The organism is Methylobacterium sp. EM32 (assembly GCF_040593685.1).
Classification (GTDB): domain Bacteria; phylum Pseudomonadota; class Alphaproteobacteria; order Rhizobiales; family Beijerinckiaceae; genus Methylobacterium.
Window position 1 is genome coordinate 1 of record NZ_JBEXZS010000149.1, and the last position, 19,829, is coordinate 19,829.

The following is a 19,829-nucleotide window of genomic DNA, read 5'->3' on the forward strand; positions in this document are numbered from 1 at the left end:
CCCGAGTTCCGCCTCCCTGTGCCCAAGTCGGGTAAGCCCGACTTGGGATGGGGGAGGGTGCCCCGCGGAGCGGGGCGGGAGAGGGGCAGCGCGACGCTACTCCAGGTGGCGCTCGTCGGAACGGTTCCGCCTTGTCCGGAAGCGTGGTTCCCCTCTCCCGGCCTGCTCCGCAGGCCACCCTCCCCCGCAGAGGGGGGAGGGTTCAGCGTCGCGCGCGTCATCAAGGAAATGATCACCCCTCGATCCACGCGTCGTGCCAATCCCCCGAGCCCCAGCGCGGCGTATTGTGATCCCCGTGCACGCGCTTGCTCGTCGCCGACAGGAAGGTGCGCTCGGTCATCATCCAGACCGGGATCTCGTCGTTCACCGCCTTCACCCACTGGGCGTAGAGCGCCTTGCGCTTCTCCGGGTCGAGCTCGCTCGCCGCCTCGTCGGTGAGGCGGTCGACGAGGTCGGATTGCCAGCCGTACTGGTTGGTCCAGGGCGCGCCCTTCGGCGAACCGGAGCGGTACCACACCGTGGTCGAGACCGCCGGATCGCCGCGATACTGGTGCCAGCCGGTGGCGAGATCGAAGTTCCAGTCGCGGTAGACGGTCGAGAGGGCGCCCGCCGTATCGAGGTTGACGATGTCGACCTTGATCCCGACCGCCTGGAGCGATTGCTGGATGAAGGTGGCGAGGAGCGGCACGTCCTCGCCGTTCATGATCGGCACGAGCTTGAGCGAGAAGCGGGTGCCGCCCGCGCCGCGCTTGAACCCGGCCTCGTCGAGGAGCGCCGCGGACTTCTTGGGGTCGAAGGCGTAGGGGGCCGGGTTGTCCGGGTAGAACGCGGTCGAGGAGGACGGGATCGGGCCGGTCGCCGGCTTGCCGAGGCCGTAGATGAAGTTCTCGATGAAGAACGGCACGTCGATGGCGTGCGCGATCGCCCGGCGCACCCGGACATCCGCCAGTTCCTTGCGGCGGGTGTTGAATTCGAGCGTGTTGTTGAAGGCGTTGGCCTCCAGCCCCTTGCTCGACACGGTGAAGCGCTTGTCCGACTTCAGCCGGTCGAGATCGGCGAGCGCCAGCGCGTTGTAGGTCGAGAGCTGGACCTGCCCGGTCTCGAGCGCGGCCGAGGCCGCCGCCTTGTCGGTGATGAAGCGCCAGACGATCCGGTCGAGGTACGGAAAACCCTCGCGCCAGTAGGTCGGGTTGCGCTCCGCGATGACGTGCTGGCCGCGCTCGTAACTGACGAACTTGAACGGCCCGGTGCCGATCGGCGCGGTGTTGGCCGGGTTCTCCAGCACGTTCGTGCCCTCGAAGACGTGCCGGGGGGCGACGTAGCCGAGGTCGCAGAGCGCCCGCAGCAGCAGGTTCAGCGGCATCGGCCGGGAATAGCGGAAGACGGCCGTGTGGGGATCGGGCGTGTCGACGGCGTCGAGATAGAGCTGAAGCTGGGTGCCGTAATTCAGGTACTTCTTCCACAGCTCCATCGCGGTGTACTGCACGTCGGCGCTCGTGAACGGCTTGCCGTCGTGCCAGGTCACGCCCTGGCGCAGTTTGAAGGTCACGGTCTTGCCGTCGGGCGCCGCCTCCCAGGAGGTCGCGAGCACGCCGGCCGGCTTGCCGTCCTGGTCGAGGTCGACCAGCGGCTCGACGATCTTCGAGGTGATGACGTAGACGCCGGTCGAGGCGCGGATCGCCGGATTGAGCACCCGCTGCTCGCCGTTGAGCTGCACCGTCAGCACGCCGCCGCGCCGGGGAGTCCCGGTTCCTTGGGCGAGCGCCCGCGTCAGGGCCGCCGGGCTCCAGGCCGCGGTGCCGAGCGCGAGAAGACCGGCCCGCTTGAGGGCGTCGCGGCGGTCGATGATCATCCTGTGTCCCCGTCGTCGTTCGGGCGCCATCCTTGCTGCAACGCAGCGCCGGCGCAATGGACGAAGCGCGGCAATTTCCGCTCCGTCCGGAGGCCTGTCGTCTCCCGCAGGCCCGGTCCGGAGAAGATTTGTCGTCGCTTGCCCGAGGGCATCGGGCATCGGGTCGCGGGCGGCAAGCGATCGGGCGAGGAAACATCGGACGCGACCTGGCGTTCTGGCCTCGACCTCGTTCAACCCCTCCGTGAGGAGTCCCCGATGCCGATCCCCGCCCGCCTCGCCGCGGCCGCCGCTGTCCTCGCGCTCGCCCTGCCGGGCGGGGCCCGCGCCGCCAACGACCTGCCGCCGCCGAAGACCGACGCGATGCCCCCGGTCGAGGTGACGATCACCGCCGAGAACGGCGCGCCGCGCTGCGCCCCCGCCGAGCTTCGCCTGCCGGCCCAGACCAATGTCGACCTGCACGTGACCAACCAGTCGAACCTGCAGGTGTCGCTCACCGCGCCGCAGATCTTCCAGAACAAGAATGTGCTGCACCACGACGGCGACGTGGTCCACGTGGCGAGCAACGATGCCTACCTGGTCAAGGCCAACGGCAAGGGCGAGATCCGCCTGCGCACCATCGCGCCGGGCGAGTACAGCTATGGCTGCACCGCCACGTCGAAGCAGGACCAGCCGTTCACCGGCAAGCTGACGCTGGTCGATCCGGCGAAGTAAGCGGGATCGCCGCGATCGTTCCGGGAAACCAGGTGATCGCGGCGGGCCCCTTCCTCTCACCGGGCTCCTCATTCGAAAATCCGGTACGGCGCCGGCGCAGCCGATGCCTCCCCTCCCTTTCGAAAAGGCGGTTTTGCTGGCGCACGGTTGGCGCTAGGCTCCTGCCCGAACAGGCCGGGGCGCGAGACCCCGGCGACGGGAGGAATCGCGGATGGACTTCACCCTCTCCGAGCGGCAGCGCCACTGGCGCGACCGGGTCCGGGCCTTCATGGACGAGCATGTCCGCCCGGCGGTGCCGACCTACAAGGCCGAGATGGAGGCCTTCGGTACCGATCGCTGGCAGCCGGTGCCGGTGATCGAGCGGCTGAAGCCCAAGGCCCGCGAGGCGGGCCTGTGGAACCTGTTCCTGCCCCCCTCCTCCCAGCACGACGACGGCGAGTTCCGCGGTGCGGGCCTGACCAACCTCGACTACGCGCTCTGCGCCGAGGAGATGGGCCGGATCCAGTGGGCCTCCGAGGTGTTCAACTGCTCGGCGCCCGATACCGGCAACATGGAGGTGCTGCACCGCTACGGCACCAAGGCGCAGAAGGAGCGCTGGCTCACCCCCCTGATGGCGGGCGAGATCCGCTCGGCCTTCCTGATGACCGAGCCGGACGTCGCCTCCTCGGACGCCACCAACATCGAGACCCGCATCCGCCGCGACGGCGACCACTACGTCATCAGCGGCCGCAAGTGGTGGTCCTCGGGCGTCGGCGACCCGCGCTGCGCCGTCGCCATCGTGATGGGCAAGACCGACACCAGCGCCCCCCTGCACCAGCAGCAATCGCAGATCCTCGTCCCCCTCGACACGCCAGGGATCGAGGTGGTGCGGATGCTGCCGGTCTTCGGCTACGACGACGCGCCCCACGGCCACGCCGAGGTGATCCTCAACGACGTGCGGGTGCCGGCGGACAATCTCCTGCTCGGCGAGGGCCGCGGCTTCGAGATCGCTCAAGGAAGGCTCGGGCCCGGGCGCATCCACCATTGCATGCGCACCATCGGGGTGGCGGAGGAGGCGCTGGAGAAGATGGCCAAGCGCCTGCTGACCCGCGTCGCCTTCGGCAAGCGCATCGCCGACCACTCGGTCTGGGAGCAGCGCATCGGCGAGGCCCGCACCGACATCGAGATGACGCGGCTCCTCTGCCTCAAGGCGGCGGACATGATGGACAAGGTCGGCAACAAGGGCGCCAAGCTCGAGATCGCGATGATCAAGGTGGCGGCCCCGCGCATGGCGCTGAAGATCATCGACGACGCGATCCAGGCCCATGGCGGCGCCGGCGTCAGCAGCGATGCCGGCCTCGCCTATTCCTACGCCCGCATCCGCACCCTGCGCCTCGCCGACGGGCCGGACGAGGTCCACAACCGCTCGATCGCCCGGCTGGAGCTGGCGCAGTACGGCAACCGCGAGCGGCCGAAGGCCTGATACGCTTTCCGCTTGATTCAACCAGATAACGATTGAGCGCGTCTCCCCTCTCCAGGCGATGCCGGGCAAGCCCGGCATCGCCTGGAGAGGGGAGACGCGCCTTGTTTTTGGAATAGATCAGACGGAAGTCGTATCATGCGTGTTGGATCGCGCGACCGCCCCGCCTGTCCGCCGCTGCGCCTCGCCATAGATCGGGAGGGATGACGAGAGGAGGCGGGCATGGATGAGCCGATCGCGGGACCGATCCACGCCTTTCTCACCTTCCGGGGTCCGGACGGGAACGGGCGCAATTTCGCCGAGGTGCTGAGTTTCAGCGACGCTCAGCTCGAAAGCGTGCACGACTACATCCAGTGGCTGTTCCCGCTGCGAGAGCCGAGTCGGGCAGTTCCTGGGTCACCGGTGCTCGGGGAGGAGGAAGCGGATGCGATCCGGCGCGATTCGTGGGCGCGGGACAATCTTTGGACGGCAGCACTCCGGATGAACGGCTTCTACATCCATTCCAAGGGGTGGCTAAGGCCATACGACCACAACCACCTGCGTATCACCCGCATCCTCACGTGCCTGCGCGCCCTCGTCGGGATCGACGCAGCCCGGACCTTCCACGATCGCATCCTCAGCCTGGCGGCAGGCTCCCCGGTGAACCCGGAGAGCCTCGAATATTGGCGGAGGGCGGTCGAGGATTAGAAGAACGCCTGCAGCCCGGTCTGCGCCCGGCCCAGGATCAGGGCGTGGACGTCGTGGGTGCCCTCGTAGGTGTTCACCGTCTCGAGGTTCTGGGCGTGGCGCATCACGTGGTACTCGCCCATGATGCCGTTGCCGCCGTGCATGTCGCGCGCCTCTCGGGCGATGGCGAGCGCCTTGCCGCAATTGTTGCGCTTGACCAACGAGATCATCTCCGGCGCCATCCGGCCCTCGTCGAACAGCCGGCCGACCCGGAGCGAGCCCTGGAGGCCCAGCGCGATCTCGGTCTGCATGTCGGCGAGCTTCTTCTGCACCAGCTGGGTCTGGGCGAGCGGCCGGTCGAACTGCTTGCGGTCGAGGGTGTATTGCCGCGCCCGGTGCCAGCAATCCTCGGCCGCGCCGAGCGCCCCCCAGGAGATGCCGTAGCGCGCCCGGTTGAGACAGCCGAACGGACCCTTCAACCCCGAGACGTTCGGCAGCAGCGCGCTCTCCGGCACCTCGACGCCGTCCATCACGATCTCGCCGGTGACCGAGGCGCGCAACGAGAGCTTGCCCTTGATCTTCGGCGCCGAGAGCCCCTTCATCCCCTTCTCCAGGATGAAGCCGCGAATCTGGTTGTCATGGGAGGGCGACTTCGCCCAGACCACGAACACGTCGGCGATCGGGGCGTTCGAGATCCAGGTCTTGGCGCCCGACAGCCGGTAGCCGCCGTCGATCTTGTCGGCGCGGGTCTTCATGCCGGCGGGATCCGAGCCGGCATCCGGCTCGGTCAGGCCGAAGCAGCCGACGAACTCGCCGGAGGCGAGCTTCGGCAAGAACTTCTTGCGCTGGGTCTCGTCGCCGTAGGCGTAGATCGGGTACATCACCAGCGAGGACTGCACGCTCATCATCGAGCGGTAGCCGGAATCGACCCGCTCGACCTCGCGGGCGACGAGGCCGTAGGCGACGTAGGATGCGCCGGCGCAGCCGTACTCCTCCGGCAGGGTGACGCCGAGGAGACCCAGCTCACCCATGGCGTTGAACAGCGAGCGGTCGGTCTTCTCCTCGGCATAGGCCTCGACGATGCCGGGCAGCAGGCGCTCCTGGGCGAAGCTGCGGGCCGAGTCGCGGATCAGGCGCTCGTCGTCGGTGAGCTGGTCGTCGAGCAGGAACGGGTCGTCCCACCGGAACGCGCCGCGGGTGCCCTCGTTGGGCTTCACCGGGCTGAGGTTGGTCTGGGTCGCGACCGCGGCGGACGGGGCGTTCATCTCGTCTCCTCCTTGCATTTCGGGCGGGACGTTACCCCGGGTGCGCCGGCTTCGCCAGGATGCGAAACCGCATTCCGCACGCGCCAGCCATGCGCCAGGATTCCTACTTCACCTGCTGCTTGTCGAGCTTGCGGGCGAGCGTGCGCCGATGCATCCCGAGCCGGCGCGCGGTCTCCGAGATGTTGAAGTCGGTCTCGACCAGGGTCTGGTGGATGCGCTCCCATTCGAGCGTCTTGATCGAGGTCGGCCGGCCGTCGAGGGAGACGTCGACGTCGCCTTCCGCCTTGGAGAACGCCGCCTCGATGTCGTCGGTGTTGGCGGGCTTGGCGAGGTAGTGGCACGCACCGAGCTTGATCGCCTCGACGGCCGTGGCGATGCTGGCATAGCCGGTGAGCACCACCGTGAGGATGCCGGGATCGTGGTCGTGGAGCGCCTTGACGCAGGCGAGGCCCGATTCGCCGTTGAGCTTCAGGTCGACCACGGCGTAGGTCGGCGTGCGCTCGGCGAGCAAAGCTTCGAGGGGGGCGAGGCCGGCGAGGCTCACCACGGTATAGCCGCGGCGCTCGAGCGAGCGGGTCAGGGTGGCGGCGAAGCGGTCGTCGTCCTCGACGATGACGAGCAGGCGGTCGTCGTCGGTCATCCTACACCGTCAGGCTGGAGAGCGGCAGGCTGATGGTCACGACGGCGCCTCCGTAGCTGCGGTTGCGGGCCTCCACTGTGCCGCCGAGCTTGCGCACGACGTTGACGACCAGGAACAGCCCGAGCCCGCCGCCGAGGCGCCCCTTGCTCGATGTATAGGGCTGGCCGAGCCGCGCCAGCATCTCGGGCGCGAAACCCGGGCCACGATCGGTGACCGAGAGCCGCAGGGTGTCGCCGTCGCGCGAGAGCACCAGCTCGACGAAGTTCGGCGACAGGTCGAGCGCGTTGTCGAGGACGTTGAACAAAACCTGCTTGAGGGCGGTGTCGGAGACGATCTCCTGGTCCTCGCCGAACTCGTCCCGGACCTGGAGGCAGAAGCAGGAGCGCATCCGCCGCCAGTCGCCGACGAGCTCGGTGACGAAGCCGCGCACGGTGGTGAGGTGGGGCGCCTCCCCGCGGGCGGCGCCGGCGGCGAGCAGGATGCCGGTGACGATCGCCTTGCAGCGCCCCACCGCCTCCTGCATCTCCTCGATCTCGCGGGCGATGTCGGGCGACGATGTCAGTTCCGGCATCCGGCGCCAGTCGCCGAGAATCACCGAGAGCGAGGAGAGCGGCGTGCCGAGCTCGTGCGCCGCCCCCGAGGCGAGGAGGCCCATCCGGACGATGTGGTCCTCCTCCGCCGCGCGCTGGCGTAAGGAGGCGAGCCGCGCGTCCTGCCGGCGCAGGTTGCGCGAGATCCGGGTGACGAACACCGCGATCAGCGCGGCGTCGATCACGAAGCTCACCAGCATGCCGACGAGGTAGAGCCGAAACAGCTCGCCGCTGTCGCCCGGCGGCAGCACCAGCGGCCGGTAGGCCAGCATCAGCACGCCGAGCGCCGCGGTGGTGATGGCGACGAGGCCGATCGTCGCCCGGCTGCTGAGCAGCACCGCCGCGAGGGTGAGCTGGAGCAGGAACAGCGACGTGAACGGGTTGGTGGCGCCGCCGCTCAACGAGAGCTGCAGCGTGAGCGCCACCACGTCGAGGAGGAGGGCCACGAACAGCACCCCCTCGGTGACGCCGCCGCCGCGGGCGATCCAGCCCAGGCTGACGAGGTTGAGGAGGACGAGGCCGGCGAGCACCACCGCCATGGGCACGAGCGGCAGGGCGATGCCGAGGCCTCCTTGCGCCACCGCAATGGTGACGACCTGGCCCGCCACCGCGATCCAGCGCAGCTGCACCAGGAGGAGGAGGTTCTGGCGGCCGCCATCGTGGTCCTCAGGCGCGCCGGACTCGCCGAGGCCGGCGAGCGAGCCGATGCCGAGGTGGCGCGCGGCGGCGACGAGGGTGGCGCGGGTGGTGCGGCGCAGGTCGGGCCAGTCGGTCATGCACGACCCATTGGGGCGGGCGCGAGAACCCTCCTCCCTCTGCGCAGGGCTGTCCGGGCAAAATCCCTTTCAGAATCAAGCGCGGGATCCCCTCTCCCGTGTGGGAGAGGGGTAGGGGTGAGGGTGGCTCGGGTGCCGCAATAATCCTGAACCGCTGAGCTACGCAGCTCGACGCTCAGCGGTTTGTTCTGAAGCCGAGCCACCCTCACCCCCAGCCCCTCTCCCACACGGGAGAGGGGAGACGCGCCCCTTCTTTTCCCCGAACAGTCCTGCCTTCTGCGAAGGAGGGTTCTCGCGCGCGCGCCCCGTCTCGAACTCATCACCTCAAAGAACCCGTCACCGCTCCCGCAGCGCCCGGTAGGCCGCATAGCCCGACAAGGCCGCCAACCCAAACCACGTCAGCGCGTAGATCAGGTGGTGGTTGCGGAACGCCAAGACGGTGAGCCCGCCGACCGGCGCGCCCGGCCGGTTGCCGGAGGCATCCGCATCGATGAAGTAGGGCGCCACCGGACCGAGACCCTTGGCGTCCGCGATCGCCGCGACATCGCGGGAGTACCAGCGGTCGTGAGCCGGATCGTTGCTGCGCAGGAAGCCGCCTCCGGGTTCCGGCAGGCGCAGCAGGCCCGTCACCGTCGCACTCCCCTCCCCGTCTCCCGGCGAAGGCTGCCACTCGGCCGGCACGAAGCCGCGATTGATCAGGATCGTGTCGCCGGCCTCGGTCACGAGGGGTTCGAGCAGCCAGGAGCCGGCACCCTTCTCGGTCACCGCCAGAGTGCGGACGGCGCGGTCGGGGAGGAAGCGGCCCCGCGCCATGACGCGGCGGTACTCGTCGGCGTCGCGGGAGATGGTCGGCCACGCGGCCCGGCCGGGCGCCGGGACGGGGGGAGCGGCGAGTCGCGCCTCGACCCGGGCGATGAGATCGAGCTTCCAGGCCCGGCGCTCGACCTGCCAGATCCCGAGGCCGAGGAACAGGGCGGTCGCGAGCAGCGAGAGCGCCACCAGGAAGAGGCGCTTGTGCCGGGGCGGCGGCAGAGCCGTCCCGGCCGTCCGTTGCGGTTCGTCGCTCGCCGTCACGGCATGGTGCGCATGTCGCTCGGCGACACCGGCATCATGTTGGTGTTGAGGTGGTACATCACCCAGAGCGAGCCCGAGAGCGCGATCACCACCAGCACGATGGTGAAGATCAGCGCCATCATGGTCCAGCCGCCCTCCGAGCGCGCGTTCATGTGCAGGAAGTAGACCATGTGGACCACGATCTGCACGACCGCGAAGGCCATGATGACGAGCGAGGTGACGCGGGCGTCCGAAAAGACCTCCGCCATCACCAGCCAGAACGGGATCGCCGTCAGGATCGCCGCCAGGACGAAGCCGGTGATGTAGCCCCGGCGCGAGCCGTGCCCGGCCTCGTGGTGGTCGTGGACGACCTCGATGTGGACATCGTCGGAAGCGGGAGCGCGGGCGCTCATGTCAGGGACCCCATCAGGTAGACGAAGGTGAAGACGCCGATCCAGATCACGTCGAGGAAGTGCCAGAACATGCTCAGGCACATCAGCCGGCGGCGGTTGGCCTGGATCAGGCCGCGCTGGTGCACCTGGACCATCAGGGTCACGAGCCAGATCAACCCGAAGCTGACGTGCAGGCCGTGCGTCCCGACCAGGGTGAAGAACGAGGACAGGAAGGCGCTGCGCTGGGGCGTGGCGCCCTCGTGGATCAGGTGGGCGAACTCGTAGAGCTCGAGGCCGATGAAGCAGAGGCCGAAGGCCCCGGTGATCGCCAGCCAGCGCTGGGTCATGCGCTGGTCGCCCTTCTCCATCTCCAGCATGGCGAAGCCGTAGGTGATGGAGGAGAAGAGCAGCATGGCGGTGTTCACCGCCACGAGCTTGAGGTCGAACAGGTCCGCGCCGGACGGGCCCGCCGCGTAGTTCCGTCCGAGCACGCCGTACGTCGCGAACAGGATCGCGAAGATCAGGCAGTCGCTCATCAGGTAGAGCCAGAACCCGAGCATGGTCCCGCCCTCGGCGTGACCGTGCTCGTCGTCGGCGACGTAGAAGTGCAGCTCGCCGTCGTCCGCTGCGGCCGTGTGTGCGTGTGCCATGGCGGGGTCCTCAGGCGCCGACGGGGGTGGGGGCCGGGGCCGTGGCGAGCGCTCGGGTGCGCTCGTCCTCGGTCCGCGCGACCTCGTCGGCGGGGATGTAGTAGTCGCGGTCGTAGTTGAAGGTGTGGATGATGGTCGCCGCGATCACGCCGACGAAGGAAATTGCTGCCAGCCACCAGACGTACCAGACCATGGCGACGCCGAAGACGGTGGCGATGGCCGCGATGATGACGCCCGCGCCGGTGTTCTTGGGCATGTGGATGGCCTTGAAGCCCTGGAGCGGACGCTCGTAGCCGCGGCTCTTCATGTCCCACCAGGCGTCGCCGTCATGCACCATCGGGGTGAAGGCGAAGTTGTAGGCCGGCGGCGGCGAGGAGGTCGCCCATTCGAGGGTGCGGCCACCCCAGGGGTCGCCCGTGAGGTCGCGAAGCTGCTCGCGCCGCAGGATGCTGACGGCGAACTGGACGAGCATCGCGCCGATGCCGCAGGCGACGAGGAGGGCACCGAGGCCCGCGATGACGAAGAGCGGCTGGTACTCGGTGCCCGAGAACGAGCTCATGCGCCGGGTCACGCCCATCAGGCCGAGGATGTAGAGCGGCGTGAACGCGACCCAGAAGCCGACGACCCAGCACCAGAACGAGACCTTGCCCCAGAACGGGTCGAGGCGGAAGCCGAAGGCCTTCGGCCACCAGTAGTAGATGCCGGCGAACAGGCCGAACAGCACGCCGCCGATGATCACGTTGTGGAAGTGCGCGACCAGGAACAGCGAGTTGTGCAGCACGAAGTCGGCCGGGGGCACGGCGAGCAGCACGCCGGTCATGCCGCCGATCACGAAGGTCAGCATGAAGGCGACGGTCCACATCATCGGCAGGTCGAAGCGGATCCGGCCGCGATACATGGTGAACAGCCAGTTGAAGATCTTCGCGCCCGTCGGGATCGAGATGATCATCGTGGTGATGCCGAAGAACGAGTTGACGCTCGCCCCCGACCCCATGGTGAAGAAGTGGTGCAGCCAGACCAGGTAAGACAGGATGGTGATGACGACCGTGGCGTAGACCATCGAGGCGTAGCCGAACAGACGCTTGCCGGAGAAGGTCGAGGTCACCTCGGAGAAGATGCCGAAAGCCGGCAGCACCAGGATGTAGACCTCGGGGTGGCCCCAGATCCAGATCAGGTTCACGTACATCATCGGGTTGCCGCCGAGATCGTTCGTGAAGAAGTTGGTGCCGACGTAGCGGTCGAGGGTGAGGAGCGCCAGCACCGCCCCGAGCACCGGGAAGGAGGCGACGATCAGGATGTTGGTGCAGAGCGAGGTCCAGGTGAAGACCGGCATCTTCATCATCGACATGCCGGGCGCCCGCATCTTGACGATGGTGGCGATCAGGTTGACGCCCGAGAGCGTCGTGCCGACGCCCGCGATCTGCAATGCCCAGATGTAGTAGTCGACGCCGGTGCTCGGCGAGTAGGCGATGTTCGAGAGCGGCGGATAGGCGAGCCAGCCGGTGGCCGCGAACTCGCCGACGAACAGCGACATCATCGTCAGGACGACGCCGCCGGCGGTCATCCAGAAGCTGAAGTTGTTGAGGAACGGGAAGGCGACGTCGCGGGCGCCGATCTGCAGCGGCACCACGAAGTTCATCAGCCCGGTGACCAGCGGCATCGCCACGAAGAAGATCATGATCACGCCGTGGGCGGTGAAGATCTGGTCGTAGTGGTGCGGCGGCAGGAAGCCCTCGGCGCCGCCATGGGCGATCGCCTGCTGCGAGCGCATCAGCACCGCGTCGGCAAAGCCCCGCAGCAGCATGACGAGCCCGAGGATCATGTACATGATCCCGATTTTCTTATGGTCGACGCTGGTCAGCCAGTCGCGCCAGAGCGGGCCCCAGAGCTTGTACTTGGTCAAGACGCCGAGGACGGCGAGGCCGCCGAGCGCCACGACCAGGAAGGTCACCACCACGATCGGCTCGTGGAGCGGCAGGGATTCGATGGTGAAGCGGCCGAACAGCAGCCGCCACCAATGCGGGTAGGCTTCGATCGGATTGTGCTCGGAATTCATGGCTCAGCCTGGAGTGCAGGTCGGTCTGTTCGGGGTCGGATCCAGGCAGAGCGGCACGGGGCAGCTCGGCTCGGCTCCTTGTTCGCGCATCGCGGTCGCCGCCGAACCGGCGACCGCTTCGGCACCGGCCGTTCGCGGCCGGTGCGACGGGTTTCAGTTCAGGCGCGGCGTCGTAGTGGACGCGGCGGACGTCTTCGCGGCGTTGCCGAGGCCGTAGGCGTCGGCGGGGGTGCAGAGGGCCGTGACGAAGGTCGCCTGCTGGGTCGCGCCGGTGCCGCGGCGGACGGCCTTGTCGTAGGTGAGGCTCATGACGCTGTGCAGGCCCTCGCGGCCGCCGCCGCCGCGGGCGTCGATCGCCGCCATGTCGTGCATGCACATCTTGGCGCGGTCGACGCACATGTTGAGGATCGCGTCGTAGAGGTCGGCATCGACGGTCTTGTAGTAGCGCACCGGCTCCTTCTCGCTCGGGCGCTCCAGCTTCAGGTAGCCGGCCCGGTCGAGGCCGCCGCCCTCCTGCTTGACCTTGGCGATCCAGGCGTTGAACCCGCTCTCGTCGACGCCCTTGAAGGTGAAGCGCATGTGCGAGAACCCGGCGCCGCTGTAATTGGCCGAGAAGCCCTCGTAGTCGCCGGCCTTGTTGATCACGGCGTTGAGCCGCGTCTGCATGCCCGGCATGGCGTAGATCTGGCCGGCGAGCGCCGGGATGAACAGCGAGTTCATCACGGAAGAAGAGGTGATGCGGAACTCGATCGGCCGGTCGACGGGGGCGGCGACCTCGTTGAGCGAGGCGATGCCCTGCTCGGGGTAGAGGAAGAGCCACTTCCAGTCGAGGGCGACGACCTGGACCACCAGGGGCTTGCCCGAGACCATCGGGTCGCCGACACTCGAGACGATCGGCTTCGAGGCGCTGATGCGGCTGACCGACCGGTAGGGATCGAGCAGGTGGGTGCCGAGCCAGGTGAGCGCGCCGAGCGCCACGATGATCAGCAGCGGCGCCGACCAGATCACCACCTCGAGACCAATCGAGTGATGGAAATCGGGGTCGTAGACCGCCTTCTTGTTGCCCTCGCGATAGTGCCAGGCGAAGGCGATCGTGAGCGCCATCACAGGAATGATGATCAGGAGCATCAGGACCGTGGAGGCGATCAGCAGGTTACGCTGCTGCAGCGCCACGTCGCCGGAGGGCGAGAGCAGCACCATATTGCATCCTCCGGTGAGGAGGATGAACGGAAGTACGAGGAGGAGGCGCAAGTGTTTCACGGGCAGCCCGGACGATCAGCTTTCGGCTCCTGTCCTGTACGCCCGCCGGGGCTCCGGGGGGATTGGACGTTTTGTCCAGGCCCCCAAACGGCCGGTTCTCCTCTAAGGAAGGGGTCTTCGTAGCGTGACGAAGCAGGATTCCGATATGGCCACGATCACGGCGGATCCCGCCGCCGCAAACTCCTCCAAGCCGGAACGGGATGCCCGCCTGGCCTCGTCGGAGCCGGGTCACGTCGCCCCCGGCGAGATCGCCCTCGGGGTCATCATCGGCCGCACCTCCGAGTTCTTCGACTTCTTCGTGTTCGGCCTCGCCTGCGTGCTGGTGTTCCCGCGCCTGGTCTTCCCCTGGGCCGAGCCGGTGACCGGCACGCTGTACGCCTTCGGGCTCTTCGCCCTCGCCTTCGTGGCCCGCCCCGTCGGCTCGGTGCTGTTCATGGCGATCGACCGGCGCTACGGCCGGGCGACCAAGCTCACCATCGCGCTGTTCCTGCTCGGCCTCTCGACCTGCCTGATCGCGTTCCTGCCGGGCTACGAGACCATCGGCACCTGGTCGGCGGTGCTGCTAGGCCTATGCCGCATCGGCCAGGGCCTGGCCCTCGGCGGCGCCTGGGACGGGCTCGCCTCGCTGCTGGCCCTCAACGCCCCGGAAAACCGCCGCGGCTGGTACGCGATGCTGCCGCAGCTCGGCGCGCCGGTCGGCTTCATGCTGGCAAGCGGGCTGTTCGCGTTCTTCCAGCTCCAGCTGTCGGATGCCGACTTCATGGGCTTCGGCTGGCGCTACCCGTTCTTCGTCGCCTTCACGATCAACGTCGTGGCCCTGTTCGCGCGGCTTCGCCTCGTCGCGACCGAGGAGTTCCGCCGCCTGCTCGAGGCCGACGAGCTCGAGCCGGAGCCGGTTCTCCAGACGGTGCGGGCGAGCGGGCGCAACATCCTGGTCGGCGCCTTCGTGCCGCTCGCCTGCTACGCCCTGTTCCACCTCGTCACGGTGTTTCCGGTCAGCTGGATCAACCTGTTCACCGGCCGCTCGGTCGGCGAGTTCCTGATGGTGCAGTTCGCCGGTGCCACCGTCGCCACGATGACGATCGTCATGTCGGGCCTGATCGCCGACCAGATCGGGCGGCGCTCCACCATCGCGCTCGCCGCGGCGCTGATCGGCCTGTTCGCGCTCGGCAGCATCGTCGCCCCGCTGCTCTTCGGCGACAGCATGGCCGGGCAGACGATCTTCGTGGTGGTCGGCTTCGCGCTGCTCGGCCTCGCCTACGGCCAGAGCTCGGGCGCCATCGCGGAGAATTTCGGCACCAAGTACCGTTACACCGGCTCGGCGCTGACCTCCGACCTCGCCTGGCTCGTCGGGGCCGGCTTCGCCCCGCTGGTCGCCCTCTACGCGTCGAGCCATCTCGGCCTGCCGTGGGTCGGCGTGTACCTCTTGTCGGGTGCCGTCTGCACGCTCGGCGCACTCGGGCTCAACCGGCGGCTCGGCACGACGGCCTAGAATCGAGCAGCTTGAGAATAAAACGTGGGATCCCCTCTCCCGTGTGGGAGAGGGGTAGGGGTGAGGGTGACACGCTTCAGTGTGTAACGCTGAGCGTCGTGCTGAGAGCTGAACGGTCGAAGCCTGACTCAGAACCGTAGCACCCTCACCCCTACCCCTCTCCCACACGGGAGAGGGGATCCCGCGTCTTACTTTTTACCTGATCATTTTCATCATTCGCTTTGCCCCACCCGGAACCGCGCCGCGTGGCTGCCGATCTCCTCGAAGGCGCCCGGCGCCGCGCCCGCCTCGGTGAGCGCCGCCCTCGCCTCCTCCGGGCTGACACTGCCGGGCAGGGCCAGGAGCTGGCTCAACCCCCCGCCGATCCCGGCACTCGCCACCACCTCTCCACCCAGTTCCACCACCGCGGCAGCCGCCTCGTCGCGCCATCGCTCGAACCGGGCGGCGTAGAGCACCCAGTCGCGTTGCGCTGCGCCCGGATCGTCGAGGGGCTTGGCGATGCAGAAGACCGGGGTGCCGGCCGGGTGGCCGGGCCGCTCGATGAAGGGCAGCCGGGCGATGACCTTCGGGCGGCCCTCCCCCGCGAGCAGGCGCCACCAGGCGCCCGCCGTCACCCCCTGGTCGAGGCGGAAGACCCCGAGGTCGCCGCGCGAGGCCGCCACCGCGGCGATGACCGCCGCGGCGCTCGGATGCGGCCGGTACGGCACCGTGAAGCCGAAATGGAACCGGGCCGAATCGCGCATCGGCGCGTCGCCGCCCGAGACGTCGGCATGGACCGCGAACGGCGCCTGCACGTAGGTGAAGGTGGCGATGATGACCCGCCAGATCCCCTCCACCGTGTCGAGGGGGAGCAGGCCTTGGTGGCGCTCGGCGATCATGCGCATCATCGAGGCTTCGCGGCCGGGCCGGAAGGCGGAGCCGGAGGCCGATGTCTTCTTGACGGCGATCAGCCGGTCGATGATCCGGCCGCGCTCCATCAGGAGGTCGTGCATGGCCGAATCGATGCGGTCGATGTCGGCCCGGAGGGCGGCGAGGTCGGCGGGCGGGGTCGTCATGGCGTCCCGTTGAGGCAGAAGGGGAAAGATCCGTCTTACGACCCCCCAGGCCCGCGGGCCAGGGCCGCCGGCGCTCAGGCGCGCGAGAGAAGTCCCTTCCGTCGATTGACGGCGCGACAGCGAAGCCCTACCTCTTTCGTCCGTTGAAGCGGAATTTTTGGACGCTTTAACGACCGGTCCGGTTTGGAGAACGAACCGCTTCCGGAATTCTTCGCCAAAGCCTCGTCAAGCCCGCCGCCCGGCGACAGCCCCGTGAGAAGCATGGCCACACCACTCCTGAAGCCCGGCCTCGATCCCGCCTCCCAGGCGGTCGAGCCGACGAGCCCCGTCGCCCTGTTCGGAGCGGACGAAGCCCTGGCGATGGATGCGGGCATGGACCTCGCGCCCTGGCAGATCGCCTACCAGACCGCGGGCACGCTGAACGAGGCGCGCAGCAACGCGGTGCTGGTCTGCCACGCGCTGACCGGCGACCAGCACGTCGTCAACACCCATCCGGTCACCGGCAAGCCCGGCTGGTGGGAGCGGCTGGTCGGGCCCGGCAAGCCGGTCGACACCGACCGCTACTTCGTGATCTGCGCCAACGTCGTCGGCTCCTGCATGGGCACGACGGGGCCGGCCTCCCTGAACCCGGCGACCGGCCGGGCCTACGGCCTCGACTTCCCGCTGGTGACGATCCGCGACATGGTGCGCGGCCAGGCGATGCTGCTCGACCGGCTCGGCATCAAGGACCTGTTCCTGTGCATCGGCGGCTCGATGGGCGGGATGCAGGTGCTGCAATGGGCGGCGAGCTACCCCGAGCGGGTCTTCGCCGCGATGCCGATCGCGACCGGCGCGCGCCACTCGGCCCAGAACATCGCCTTCCACGAGGTCGGAAGGCAGGCGATCCTGGCCGATCCGAACTGGCATGGCGGGCGCTACCTCGACGTCGGCACGCGGCCGGCCAAGGGGCTCGGCGTCGCCCGGATGGGTGCGCACATCACCTACCTGTCGGAGCCGGCCCTCCACCGCAAGTTCGGCCGCCGCCTCCAGGACCGGGACGCCCCGACCTTCTCGTTCGACGCCGACTTCCAGATCGAGAGCTACCTGCGCCACCAGGGCATCACCTTCGTCGAGCGCTTCGACGCCAACGCCTACCTCTACCTGACCCGGGCGATGGATTATTTCGACCTCGCGGCCGACCATGGCGGCGTGCTCGCCAACGCCTTCCGGGGCACCCGGACGCGGTTCTGCATCATGTCCTTCACCTCAGACTGGCTGTTTCCGACCGCCGATTCGCGGGCGATCGTCCACGCACTCAACGCTGCGGCGGCGCCGGTCGCCTTCGTGGAGGTCGAGAGCGACAAGGGCCACGACGCCTTCCTGCTCGACGAGCCGGCGATGATCTCGGCGGCCAAAGGCTTCATCGCGGCGGCAGCCCGGGAGCGCGGCCTGTGAGCGCGACAGCCTCCCTCGCCCCGGCGGGCCTGCCGCAGGACGCCACCGGCTCCGCCCGCATCGACCACCTGGTGATGCTCAACCTCGTCGAGCCCGGCTCGCGGGTGCTCGATGTCGGCTGCGGCGACGGCTCGCTGCTCGCCCTCCTGCGCGACCGGCGCGGCGTCGACGGCCGCGGCATCGAGCTCTCTCGCGAGGGCGTCAATGCCTGCCTCGCCCACGGATTGCCGGTGATCCAGGGCGACGCCGACACCGATCTCGCGGCCTATCCGGACGACGCCTTCGACTACGTGATCCTGTCGCAGACGATCCAGGCGACGCGCCAGCCCAAGGAGGTGCTGGAGCACCTCTTGCGGATCGGCCGGCACGCGATCGTGTCGTTCCCGAATTTCGGCCATTGGCGGGTGCGCAGCGAATTGATGCTGCGCGGCCGGATGCCGGTGACCGACACCCTGCCCGATCCGTGGTACGCGACCCCGAACATCCACCATTGCACCATCCGCGACTTCGTCGGCCTGTGCCGTCTCGTCGGCGCCCGGATCGAGCGCGCCTCGGCGCTCGACGCCTCGGGCCATCCGATGCGCTTCGCCCTGCCGTGGTGGGTGTGGAACCTCGTCGGCACGCAGGGGGTGTTCCTCCTGCGGCGGGGGTGAGCAGGTCTCGGCGCCGGCGGCCCGCCGGCGCCCCCTCGCCGGCGCTGCTCGTCCTGGCGCTCGCCTGCGGGTCGGCCCTCGCCGAGGAGGCCGACCTCGCGGTCCTCGAGACCCGCTGGCATACATGTGTGCGGCAGGCCTTCACCGGCCAGCCCCTCGGGATGGAGCGGCGGGCGGCGCAGCGCGCGGCGCTCGCCGCCTGCAAGCCGCAGGAGGACGCCTACGTCCACGCGATGCTGGCGGCGCAGGAGGCCGAGGCCCGCGCCCGCGCCACACGCGGCGTCGCCGCCCGGGCGCGGGACTGGGCGATCGGTGCGGCGGGCTCGGCACGGGCCGTCGTCGGCGGGCTGATGGACCGCCTGCGCTGGTGAACCGTCGCGCTCCGGCCTCGTTGAGGCCGTGACACGCCCGCCCCGCCCGGAGATCCGACATGACATCCTTCCCGCGTGCCCTCCTCGGCGCCCTGCCCCTCGTCCTCACGCTGACGGCCGCCCCCGCCTTCGCCCAGCAGCCGGCCGCCCCCGATCCGGCGGCGGGGTTCCTGACCCGGCCGGAGCCCGGCAGCGTCCGGGCCTCGAAGCTCGTCGGCGTGAAGGTGATCGGGATGGACCACGTCAAGGTTGGCGAGATCGAGGACGTGCTGCTGACCGAGGACGGGCGGGTGCGGGCGGTGGTGATCGGCGTCGGCGGCTTCCTCGGCATCGGCCAGAAATCGGTGGCGGTGCCGTTCGACAAGCTGGCCTGGAACACCGGCGCCGCCGCGGCCGAGGCCCCGCCCTCCCACACCACGCCCGAGCGCGCACCGGGCGCGGCCGCGGCGAACAGCGCCGGCCCCGAGACCATGCCGGGCGCCAAGGTCACCGACCAGGCGCTCGCCGCCGTGCCGATGAAGCGCAGCGGCACCGTCGACGAGGCCACCGGCTCGGTCGCGGCGCCCGAGCCCCGCGGCCGCGCCACGGTGCTGGCGACCGGGCCCGACGGCACGGTGCGGGAGGCCGAGGTGCGGCTGACCAAGGCGCAGCTCCAGGCCGCCCCGACCTTCACCTACGAGGCCGCCCGCTGACCGCGCCGGATCTCCGCTGGCGCCCGCTGCGGGCGTCGGACCTGGACGGCGCCTCGGCCATCGCCGCCCGCATCCACCCGGATTATCCGGAGGACGACGCGGTGATGACCGAGCGCCTGCGCCTCTGCCCGGAGGGCTGCTTCGCGCTGACGGCCGACGGAGACCTGCTGGGTTACGCCGTCGGCCATCCGTGGCACGCAAGGTCGGTGCCAGACCTCGATACGCTCCTGGGATCCCTGCCGGAGCCGGCGGGCGCCTGGTGCATCCACGACGTCGCCCTCCTGCCCGAGGCGCGGGGGCGCGGTGCGGCGGCGGACCTCGTCGGGCTGATGCGGGAGGAGGCCCGGCAGCGCGGCCTGCCCGCCCTGGTGCTGGTCGCGGTCGACGACGCCGCCGGGTTCTGGCGCCGCCACGGATTCCAGCCGATCCCCGAGGCGCCGCCCCCCGGCTACGGCGCCGGCGCGACCCTGATGGTGCGGGACGCGATCACCCCGGCTTGAGGCACGACGCCCGACCGCGCCGCCTCCGGTCTTTGCTCCAGGTTGTTGAGTTTTCCGCACTTTCCCCGACAACCGGTCTCCCCATCGTCGGACGCGGCTCAGGCCCGCTGTGACATTCGGCCGTTCTCGCAACCGCGGCCCCTGGCCGGGGCCGGGCGCTGCGCCACCTAGCCTGGCATCGTTCCGAACTGAGCTGCGGTATGACGAGGACGGCGTGCAGAGCGTGATCCCCGCCTTGAAACACGGCGATCCGGCCCGTCTC

Annotated in this window: 19 protein-coding genes; 9 read left to right on the forward strand and 10 right to left on the reverse strand. The window is 69.3% G+C overall.

Features of this window, described 5'->3' with window-relative positions:
* Nucleotides 1–232: 232 nt before the first annotated feature.
* Nucleotides 233–1,852 (reverse strand): ABC transporter substrate-binding protein, encoded by a 1,620-nt coding sequence (locus tag ABZT49_RS20065; protein ID WP_355288352.1) that lies wholly within the window; start codon nt 1,850–1,852, stop codon nt 233–235.
* Nucleotides 1,853–2,107: 255 nt separating this feature from the next.
* Between ABZT49_RS20065 and ABZT49_RS20070 the strand changes: the two genes are divergently transcribed.
* From ABZT49_RS20070 to ABZT49_RS20080, 3 genes are all read left to right on the forward strand, one after another.
* On the forward strand, nt 2,108–2,563 hold the full coding sequence (locus tag ABZT49_RS20070; protein ID WP_355288354.1) for a hypothetical protein: 456 nt from the start codon (nt 2,108–2,110) through the stop codon (nt 2,561–2,563).
* 211 nt (nt 2,564–2,774) lie between these two features.
* Entirely contained in the window at nt 2,775–4,025 is a 1,251-nt protein-coding gene (locus tag ABZT49_RS20075) for an acyl-CoA dehydrogenase family protein (RefSeq protein ID WP_355288356.1), read from the forward strand.
* Between the two features lie 219 nt (nt 4,026–4,244).
* Nucleotides 4,245–4,709 carry an opioid growth factor receptor-related protein gene (locus ABZT49_RS20080; protein ID WP_355288358.1) on the forward strand — a complete coding sequence of 155 codons (465 nt, stop codon included), beginning with the start codon at nt 4,245–4,247 and terminating at the stop codon, nt 4,707–4,709.
* Here the strand turns inward: ABZT49_RS20080 and ABZT49_RS20085 are convergent.
* The 8 genes from ABZT49_RS20085 to cyoA form a co-directional block, all read right to left on the reverse strand.
* Nucleotides 4,706–5,953 (reverse strand): acyl-CoA dehydrogenase, encoded by a 1,248-nt coding sequence (locus tag ABZT49_RS20085; RefSeq protein WP_355288360.1) that lies wholly within the window; start codon nt 5,951–5,953, stop codon nt 4,706–4,708. The two genes, ABZT49_RS20080 and ABZT49_RS20085, sit on opposite strands and share 4 nt — an antisense overlap.
* A 103-nt stretch (nt 5,954–6,056) precedes the next feature.
* A complete protein-coding gene (locus ABZT49_RS20090; protein ID WP_355288362.1) occupies nt 6,057–6,593 on the reverse strand; it encodes a response regulator transcription factor in 537 nt (178 codons plus the stop codon).
* Nucleotide 6,594: 1 nt separating this feature from the next.
* Nucleotides 6,595–7,959, reverse strand: coding sequence for an ATP-binding protein (locus ABZT49_RS20095; RefSeq protein WP_355288364.1), 1,365 nt, complete (start codon nt 7,957–7,959; stop codon nt 6,595–6,597).
* Between the two features lie 336 nt (nt 7,960–8,295).
* Nucleotides 8,296–9,033: an SURF1 family protein gene (locus ABZT49_RS20100; RefSeq protein WP_407943536.1), complete on the reverse strand. Its 738-nt coding sequence runs from the start codon at nt 9,031–9,033 to the stop codon at nt 8,296–8,298.
* Entirely contained in the window at nt 9,030–9,425 is a 396-nt protein-coding gene (gene cyoD / locus ABZT49_RS20105; protein ID WP_355288366.1) for a cytochrome o ubiquinol oxidase subunit IV, read from the reverse strand. The genes ABZT49_RS20100 and cyoD overlap by 4 nt, the downstream gene beginning before the upstream one ends.
* Nucleotides 9,422–10,054, reverse strand: coding sequence for a cytochrome o ubiquinol oxidase subunit III (gene cyoC / locus ABZT49_RS20110; protein WP_355288368.1), 633 nt, complete (start codon nt 10,052–10,054; stop codon nt 9,422–9,424). Before cyoC ends, cyoD begins: the two co-directional genes overlap by 4 nt.
* Nucleotides 10,055–10,064: 10 nt before the next feature.
* Nucleotides 10,065–12,110: a cytochrome o ubiquinol oxidase subunit I gene (gene cyoB, locus ABZT49_RS20115; protein WP_355288370.1), complete on the reverse strand. Its 2,046-nt coding sequence runs from the start codon at nt 12,108–12,110 to the stop codon at nt 10,065–10,067.
* A gap of 153 nt (nt 12,111–12,263) precedes the next feature.
* The gene (gene cyoA / locus ABZT49_RS20120; RefSeq protein ID WP_355288372.1) at nt 12,264–13,370 is read right to left on the reverse strand and encodes a ubiquinol oxidase subunit II; all 1,107 of its coding nucleotides are present in this window, start codon (nt 13,368–13,370) and stop codon (nt 12,264–12,266) included.
* Between the two features lie 145 nt (nt 13,371–13,515).
* Here cyoA and ABZT49_RS20125 point away from each other — a divergent pair, with 145 nt between their 5' ends.
* Complete coding sequence (locus ABZT49_RS20125) at nt 13,516–14,862, forward strand: MFS transporter (RefSeq protein WP_355288374.1); 1,347 nt, start codon at nt 13,516–13,518, stop codon at nt 14,860–14,862.
* A gap of 212 nt (nt 14,863–15,074) precedes the next feature.
* Here the strand turns inward: ABZT49_RS20125 and ABZT49_RS20130 are convergent, their stop codons facing one another.
* Complete coding sequence (locus tag ABZT49_RS20130; RefSeq protein ID WP_355288376.1) at nt 15,075–15,917, reverse strand: chorismate mutase; 843 nt, start codon at nt 15,915–15,917, stop codon at nt 15,075–15,077.
* Nucleotides 15,918–16,178: 261 nt separating this feature from the next.
* On the opposite strand from ABZT49_RS20130, the gene ABZT49_RS20135 reads away from it, so the two are divergent.
* From ABZT49_RS20135 to ABZT49_RS20155, 5 genes are all read left to right on the forward strand, one after another.
* On the forward strand, nt 16,179–17,351 hold the full coding sequence (locus ABZT49_RS20135) for a homoserine O-acetyltransferase (RefSeq protein ID WP_355288378.1): 1,173 nt from the start codon (nt 16,179–16,181) through the stop codon (nt 17,349–17,351).
* The gene (metW, locus tag ABZT49_RS20140; RefSeq protein ID WP_355288380.1) at nt 17,348–18,004 is read left to right on the forward strand and encodes a methionine biosynthesis protein MetW; all 657 of its coding nucleotides are present in this window, start codon (nt 17,348–17,350) and stop codon (nt 18,002–18,004) included. Before ABZT49_RS20135 ends, metW begins: the two co-directional genes overlap by 4 nt.
* Nucleotides 18,001–18,375 carry a hypothetical protein gene (locus tag ABZT49_RS20145; RefSeq protein WP_355288381.1) on the forward strand — a complete coding sequence of 125 codons (375 nt, stop codon included), beginning with the start codon at nt 18,001–18,003 and terminating at the stop codon, nt 18,373–18,375. The genes metW and ABZT49_RS20145 overlap by 4 nt, the downstream gene beginning before the upstream one ends.
* A 59-nt stretch (nt 18,376–18,434) precedes the next feature.
* Nucleotides 18,435–19,067 carry a PRC-barrel domain-containing protein gene (locus ABZT49_RS20150; RefSeq protein WP_355288383.1) on the forward strand — a complete coding sequence of 211 codons (633 nt, stop codon included), beginning with the start codon at nt 18,435–18,437 and terminating at the stop codon, nt 19,065–19,067.
* Between the two features lie 71 nt (nt 19,068–19,138).
* Nucleotides 19,139–19,567: a GNAT family N-acetyltransferase gene (locus ABZT49_RS20155; RefSeq protein WP_355288473.1), complete on the forward strand. Its 429-nt coding sequence runs from the start codon at nt 19,139–19,141 to the stop codon at nt 19,565–19,567.
* Nucleotides 19,568–19,829 lie beyond the last annotated feature (262 nt).

Bases quoted from the DNA above. Each gene is read 5' to 3' on its own strand.
- ABZT49_RS20065 (WP_355288352.1), bottom strand. From the start codon at position 1,852: ATGATCATCGACCGCCGCGACGCCCTCAAGCGGGCCGGTCTTCTCGCG.
- ABZT49_RS20070 (WP_355288354.1), top strand. From the start codon at position 2,108: ATGCCGATCCCCGCCCGCCTCGCCGCGGCCGCCGCTGTCCTCGCGCTC.
- ABZT49_RS20075 (WP_355288356.1), top strand. From the start codon at position 2,775: ATGGACTTCACCCTCTCCGAGCGGCAGCGCCACTGGCGCGACCGGGTC.
- ABZT49_RS20080 (WP_355288358.1), top strand. From the start codon at position 4,245: ATGGATGAGCCGATCGCGGGACCGATCCACGCCTTTCTCACCTTCCGG.
- ABZT49_RS20085 (WP_355288360.1), bottom strand. From the start codon at position 5,953: ATGAACGCCCCGTCCGCCGCGGTCGCGACCCAGACCAACCTCAGCCCG.
- ABZT49_RS20090 (WP_355288362.1), bottom strand. From the start codon at position 6,593: ATGACCGACGACGACCGCCTGCTCGTCATCGTCGAGGACGACGACCGC.
- ABZT49_RS20095 (WP_355288364.1), bottom strand. From the start codon at position 7,959: ATGACCGACTGGCCCGACCTGCGCCGCACCACCCGCGCCACCCTCGTC.
- cyoD (WP_355288366.1), bottom strand. From the start codon at position 9,425: ATGAGCGCCCGCGCTCCCGCTTCCGACGATGTCCACATCGAGGTCGTC.
- cyoC (WP_355288368.1), bottom strand. From the start codon at position 10,054: ATGGCACACGCACACACGGCCGCAGCGGACGACGGCGAGCTGCACTTC.
- cyoB (WP_355288370.1), bottom strand. From the start codon at position 12,110: ATGAATTCCGAGCACAATCCGATCGAAGCCTACCCGCATTGGTGGCGG.
- ABZT49_RS20125 (WP_355288374.1), top strand. From the start codon at position 13,516: ATGGCCACGATCACGGCGGATCCCGCCGCCGCAAACTCCTCCAAGCCG.
- ABZT49_RS20130 (WP_355288376.1), bottom strand. From the start codon at position 15,917: ATGACGACCCCGCCCGCCGACCTCGCCGCCCTCCGGGCCGACATCGAC.
- ABZT49_RS20135 (WP_355288378.1), top strand. From the start codon at position 16,179: ATGGCCACACCACTCCTGAAGCCCGGCCTCGATCCCGCCTCCCAGGCG.
- ABZT49_RS20150 (WP_355288383.1), top strand. From the start codon at position 18,435: ATGACATCCTTCCCGCGTGCCCTCCTCGGCGCCCTGCCCCTCGTCCTC.